The sequence below is a fragment of the Aeromicrobium sp. genome, from assembly GCF_014378035.1.
Lineage (GTDB): Bacteria > Actinomycetota > Actinomycetes > Propionibacteriales > Nocardioidaceae > Aeromicrobium.
Window position 1 is genome coordinate 1 of sequence record NZ_JACMOM010000262.1, and the last position, 4,263, is coordinate 4,263.

Sequence of the window (4,263 nt, forward strand, 5' to 3'; positions counted from 1 at the left end):
ATACCACCGCTAATGCTGAAGTCCCAACTGGACTCGGTAGACGTCAGATCTGACGTGACCCTTACTTGCTGCGAGCGCGAGCGCTCACGAGCGACTGCGGGCACATCTCGCAGCCCGAGTCGTCTCAGCCTGGGATGCGATGCCGACGGAGCGCGAGGAGTGGCGCGACCATACGCTCGGATCACGACCGCGTGATGCGGACGTGATCAGAGGAGACAACATGCCGCAGCATTCATCAGCGTCCGAGGAGACGCCCGTTGCAAAGCCAGGATCCGGCCGGGACCGGCAGAGCGCGATCTACAGCGCAGGTGTCGTCGGCATCACGCCGGCAGTCCCTACGTCTTTCGCTGGCCTCGAGCGTGCGGCCCAGAAGGTCACGTCGCCGAAGGGTTGGGCGTACGTCGCCGGTGGCGCCGGGGAAGGACGCACAATGCGCAACAACCGTGCTGCCTTCGACCGGTGGGCCATCGTGCCGAGGATGGCGCACGGGGGAGCCACCCGCGACCTGTCGGTCAAGATCGTCGGCACGCAGCTGAGCTCGCCGCTGCTGCTCGCTCCTGTCGGTGCCGGGCAGCTCATCGACCCCGAAGCCGATCTCCACACCGCCAGAGCTGCCGCCAGCACCGGAGTGCCGTACGTCTTCACCAATCAGGGCGGCACTCCGATGGAGGAGGCCGCCGCGGAGATGGGCGAGACTCCGCACTGGGTGCAGCTCTACTGGAGCACCGACGAGGCTTTGGTCGACAGCCTCATCGGACGTGCCGAGGCCAGCGGTGCCGAAGCCTTAGTCATCACTCTCGACACCACCACGCTCGGTTGGCGTCCGCAGGATCTGACACTCGGCTCGCTGCCGTTCGCTCAAGGTCTCGGCATCGGTCAGTACACGTCCGACCCACGTTTCCGCGAGATCGTCGCCGACCGGATCGAGAGAGCGAAGGAAGCGGGAGTTGCCTCGGACGTGAAGGTCACCCTGCAGGCGCTCAGGTCGCTGATCTCGATCACGCGAAATCACCCTGGCAGCTTCTGGGCGAACCTGCGGTCGCCCGTGCCCAGGGCGTCAGTCGAGACGTTCCTTGACATCTACTCCAACCCGGGCCTGAGCTGGGACCACGTCGCCACCCTCCGCGGCCGCACCCGCCTGCCCGTTGTGCTCAAGGGCATCCTCCACCCCGACGATGCGCGCCGAGCCTTCGACCTCGGTGTGGACGCGATCGTCGTCTCCAACCACGGCGGACGTCAGATCGACAGCTCCATCGCCTCCCTCGACGCCCTCATCTCCGTTCGAGGCGCCGTCGGCCCAGAGCCGACGGTCCTGCTCGACAGTGGCATCCGCACCGGCGCGGACGTGTTCACGGCCCTCGCCCACGGGGCCGACGCCTGCCTCCTGGGGCGCCCATACATGTACGGTCTCGCGATCGCTGGTCAGCGGGGCGTCGAGGAGGTCATCGCCAACGTCGTCGCAGAGCTCGACCTGACGATGGCACTCACCGGCGCGACCGACGTGAAGTCCGTCTCCCGTGACTTCGTTGTACCCAACCCGACCTGGCCAGGAGTCGTTTGAAAGAGACCGACGGCTCAATGATTCTGAGGCCGATCTCGGGCAACCCCATCGACCGGCACGACGCCTGTCGGATGGTTGCCAGGATCGCGAAGGCCGCGAGAATTTTCTGGCACATCGGTCCGCATTTACTACGCCGTGCGGTGCGCACCAACGCCCTTGACGCCGGTGTCCCACTCAGCGATGCACAGATCCTGGCTCGCCATGCCGAACCCCGCACCACTCAGCACTACGACCGTGCCCGCGGAAACTTGATAGGCTCGCTGTCCACTTCCTCACCGCTTATGTCGCCGGAGTCTGAGCCCCAGGTGTCGGTGCTTCTTGCCCACAGAGGGCGCCCGAGTGCCGTTGGGGAACGAGATCCGACGGTGAGGGACATTGTTTTGTTCCCCGGTCAGACACCGGTCCTGGGGGTGTCTACTAGCGGCAAGCGATTCTCCCCACGCCAAACCATGCGGACGCCAACACGGCCCCCTGTGGTTCGTGACGCCTTCGCCATCGGCGAAGCGACAAAACCGAGATCGTCTTCGCGTTGACCGGCCTAGGTCAACTGCTCCCGGCCCGCCGCGGGTGGGCTTGGGAGAAGAGTCGCACCCTCGTCCAGGCGCGCTGGGGTTCGCTGCGGTAGACAAGGGGGTGGGCCTATTAGGTGCCCATTAGCCAAGAGGAGCAGCGCATGACCGAGACGCCGCAACAGCCCACTCCCGCACTCACCGAGAACGAGCAGAAGACCGTCCGGTCCGCCGCGCTACGCGCCGGCGCCCTTGTTGCTCAGGCGGAGCCTGGGTTCTTCGACACGTTCAAGGAGTCCTTTGCCGCGAGCAGAGCGGTCAAGGCCGCCTCGCCTGACGTGCAGAAGCTCGTCACCGGAGGCCTTCCGGAGATGCCCTCTGGCGGCAAGGACGAGGTCAGCGCACGCACCCTGGATCTCCTCAGGCAGGCTGTCGGCATTCTGACGGAGAAGGCTCCGCAGCTTGTCGAGGAGTACAAGCAGGTCGTGCTTCAGTCCGCGAAGGACGTAGCGGCCGCCGCCGACGACACGTCCCAGAAAGAGACCGCCGCCGTCGGCGAGATCGAGCGCGCCCTCGCCGGCTGATCCTGGTGCGTCACACCACCGCTGGTTCTCAATCTGCGCCGCAGATTCGTAAATCAGAATCGCGAGCTCGAACCCACCCCGTTGCCAGTCGGGTCCGGGATCCAGTGCGGACCCCGGGAGGGTCTTCGGAGGCCGAAACAATGTTTTGAGTGTTCCGGGCTCGCTTAGCCACCACCCAGTCACGCAGGTGCGTTATGCGAGGTGGTTGGCCAGAGCGTGGAGCAGGCCTCGGGTGCCTGCCTCGTGGTTCGGCCCGTCGCCCCAGAACTGTTCGAAGTAGACGCCGGGCTCGACGATGTCGAAATACGTGGCCTCGCCGCGCCAGACGGGACCATGGTGAAATGTCTTCTCGTCGATATCGCGGCCGCCGACACGGAAGTCGAACACTTACTCGCCGGGCTCGACATCGTCGCCCGCGCCCCATCAGTCCAGCTTCTGCTTTCCATGGCGAACGCGCCCTAGAAACGTTCAAGGGGCACGGGGTAGTCGCGGGTTAGGGTGAAGTCGGGGCGGGCGAGTCGGCGTTCGATCGTCACGCGTCCGTCCTATCGCGTGAAGGTGACGTGGGTCGTGCCGCTTTCGGCCACTTCCGTCGTCACCTTGTGGGTGAGGTCGAGGGCAGGAAGGTCGTCCCAAAGTCGAGTGCCTCGGCCCAGCAGAATAGGGGCGACCATGAGATGCAGGTCGTCGACCAGGCCGGCGCGCAGGAAGTCGCGGGCCGTGCTGACCCCGCCGCCTACGCGTACGTCCAGGCCGCCGGCAGTCTCGACTGCCTCGGCAAGCACGTCCTCGATCGCGGTGCTGCGGAAGTGGAAAGTCGTGCCGCCTGGCATCGGGATCGATGGACGCGGTGCGGTGTGGGTGAGGACGTAGACCGGGGTTCCGAACGGCGGCTCATCACCCCACCATCCCTTCCAGTCCGGGTTGTCGGGGTATGTGTGCAGTCCGAACATGGCGGCGCCCATGATCTCGGCGCCGATGCCCTCGAAGTGCGCGGCGGCGTAGGAGTCGTCGATGCCCTCCGTCCCGGCACCACTGGTGTCGCCGAAGACCCGCTCGTGGAACGTACGGGTCGCGGCGTACGCCTCCGTGAGGCGTCCCCAGTCCTGTCCCATCGGATTTTCGGGGGAGTGGTCGGTCGTCGAGGTGTACCCGTCCAGCGAGACGAACAGGTCGATGCGAACGCGGGTCATGTCAGGTTCCCTTCGGGGTGGTGCAGGTCAGGTGGGCGCCAAGCCGGTCGGCATGATTTTCTGCGGGGTTCGTTGCTCGCCGAGCCACAGGTGCAGGACGTCGAGGGCACCCGTTCGCAGGCTCACGGTGCGGACGCGCCCGTGCTTCTGCGACGTGACTAGTCCCGCGTCCTCGAGGACGCGGAGGTGCTGCATGAGCGACGGCAATGCCATCGAGAACGGTGCCGCGAGATCGGACACCACGGCCGGGGACTTCGCCAACCGTTCCACGACGGCTCGGCGCGTCGGATCCGCGATAGCGCGGAGCACGGCGTTGAGCTCGTCGTGATACTTAAGCACGGGCCTAACTATCACGGAGAGGTGAGTATCCGTCAACGGCTCACGCCACCGACGTGGTGGCGTCCGCTTGCGACCTA

General features: G+C 65.8%; 6 protein-coding genes. 3 read left to right on the forward strand and 3 right to left on the reverse strand.

From position 1 onward, the window contains the following. Positions 1-220: 220 nt before the first annotated feature. The 3 genes from H7290_RS13685 to H7290_RS13690 all read left to right on the forward strand — a co-directional run bounded on the left by H7290_RS13685 (position 221) and on the right by H7290_RS13690 (position 2,654). Complete coding sequence (locus H7290_RS13685) at positions 221-1,561, forward strand: alpha-hydroxy-acid oxidizing protein (protein WP_290514571.1); 1,341 nt, start codon at positions 221-223, stop codon at positions 1,559-1,561. A 17-nt stretch (positions 1,562-1,578) separates the two neighbouring features. After that, positions 1,579-2,094, forward strand: a complete 516-nt coding sequence (locus H7290_RS21380; RefSeq protein WP_366927636.1) for a tyrosine-type recombinase/integrase — start codon at positions 1,579-1,581, stop codon at positions 2,092-2,094. 140 nt (positions 2,095-2,234) lie between these two features. Further along, positions 2,235-2,654 carry a hypothetical protein gene (locus H7290_RS13690; protein WP_290514572.1) on the forward strand — a complete coding sequence of 140 codons (420 nt, stop codon included), beginning with the start codon at positions 2,235-2,237 and terminating at the stop codon, positions 2,652-2,654. A gap of 192 nt (positions 2,655-2,846) precedes the next feature. On the opposite strand, the gene H7290_RS13695 is transcribed toward H7290_RS13690, so the two are convergent. From H7290_RS13695 to H7290_RS13705, 3 genes are all read right to left on the reverse strand, one after another. Next, on the reverse strand, positions 2,847-3,041 hold the full coding sequence (locus H7290_RS13695) for a hypothetical protein (protein WP_290514573.1): 195 nt from the start codon (positions 3,039-3,041) through the stop codon (positions 2,847-2,849). A gap of 158 nt (positions 3,042-3,199) precedes the next feature. Beyond that, complete coding sequence (locus H7290_RS13700; protein ID WP_290514574.1) at positions 3,200-3,847, reverse strand: dihydrofolate reductase family protein; 648 nt, start codon at positions 3,845-3,847, stop codon at positions 3,200-3,202. Between the two features lie 27 nt (positions 3,848-3,874). Continuing rightward, a complete protein-coding gene (locus tag H7290_RS13705; RefSeq protein WP_290514575.1) occupies positions 3,875-4,186 on the reverse strand; it encodes a metalloregulator ArsR/SmtB family transcription factor in 312 nt (103 codons plus the stop codon). Positions 4,187-4,263 lie beyond the last annotated feature (77 nt).

Excerpts from the sequence above, each read along its gene's own strand:
- H7290_RS13685 (WP_290514571.1), top strand. The coding sequence starts at position 221 with ATGCCGCAGCATTCATCAGCGTCCGAGGAGACGCCCGTTGCAAAGCCA.
- H7290_RS21380 (WP_366927636.1), top strand. The coding sequence starts at position 1,579 with ATGATTCTGAGGCCGATCTCGGGCAACCCCATCGACCGGCACGACGCC.
- H7290_RS13690 (WP_290514572.1), top strand. The coding sequence starts at position 2,235 with ATGACCGAGACGCCGCAACAGCCCACTCCCGCACTCACCGAGAACGAG.
- H7290_RS13700 (WP_290514574.1), bottom strand. The coding sequence starts at position 3,847 with ATGACCCGCGTTCGCATCGACCTGTTCGTCTCGCTGGACGGGTACACC.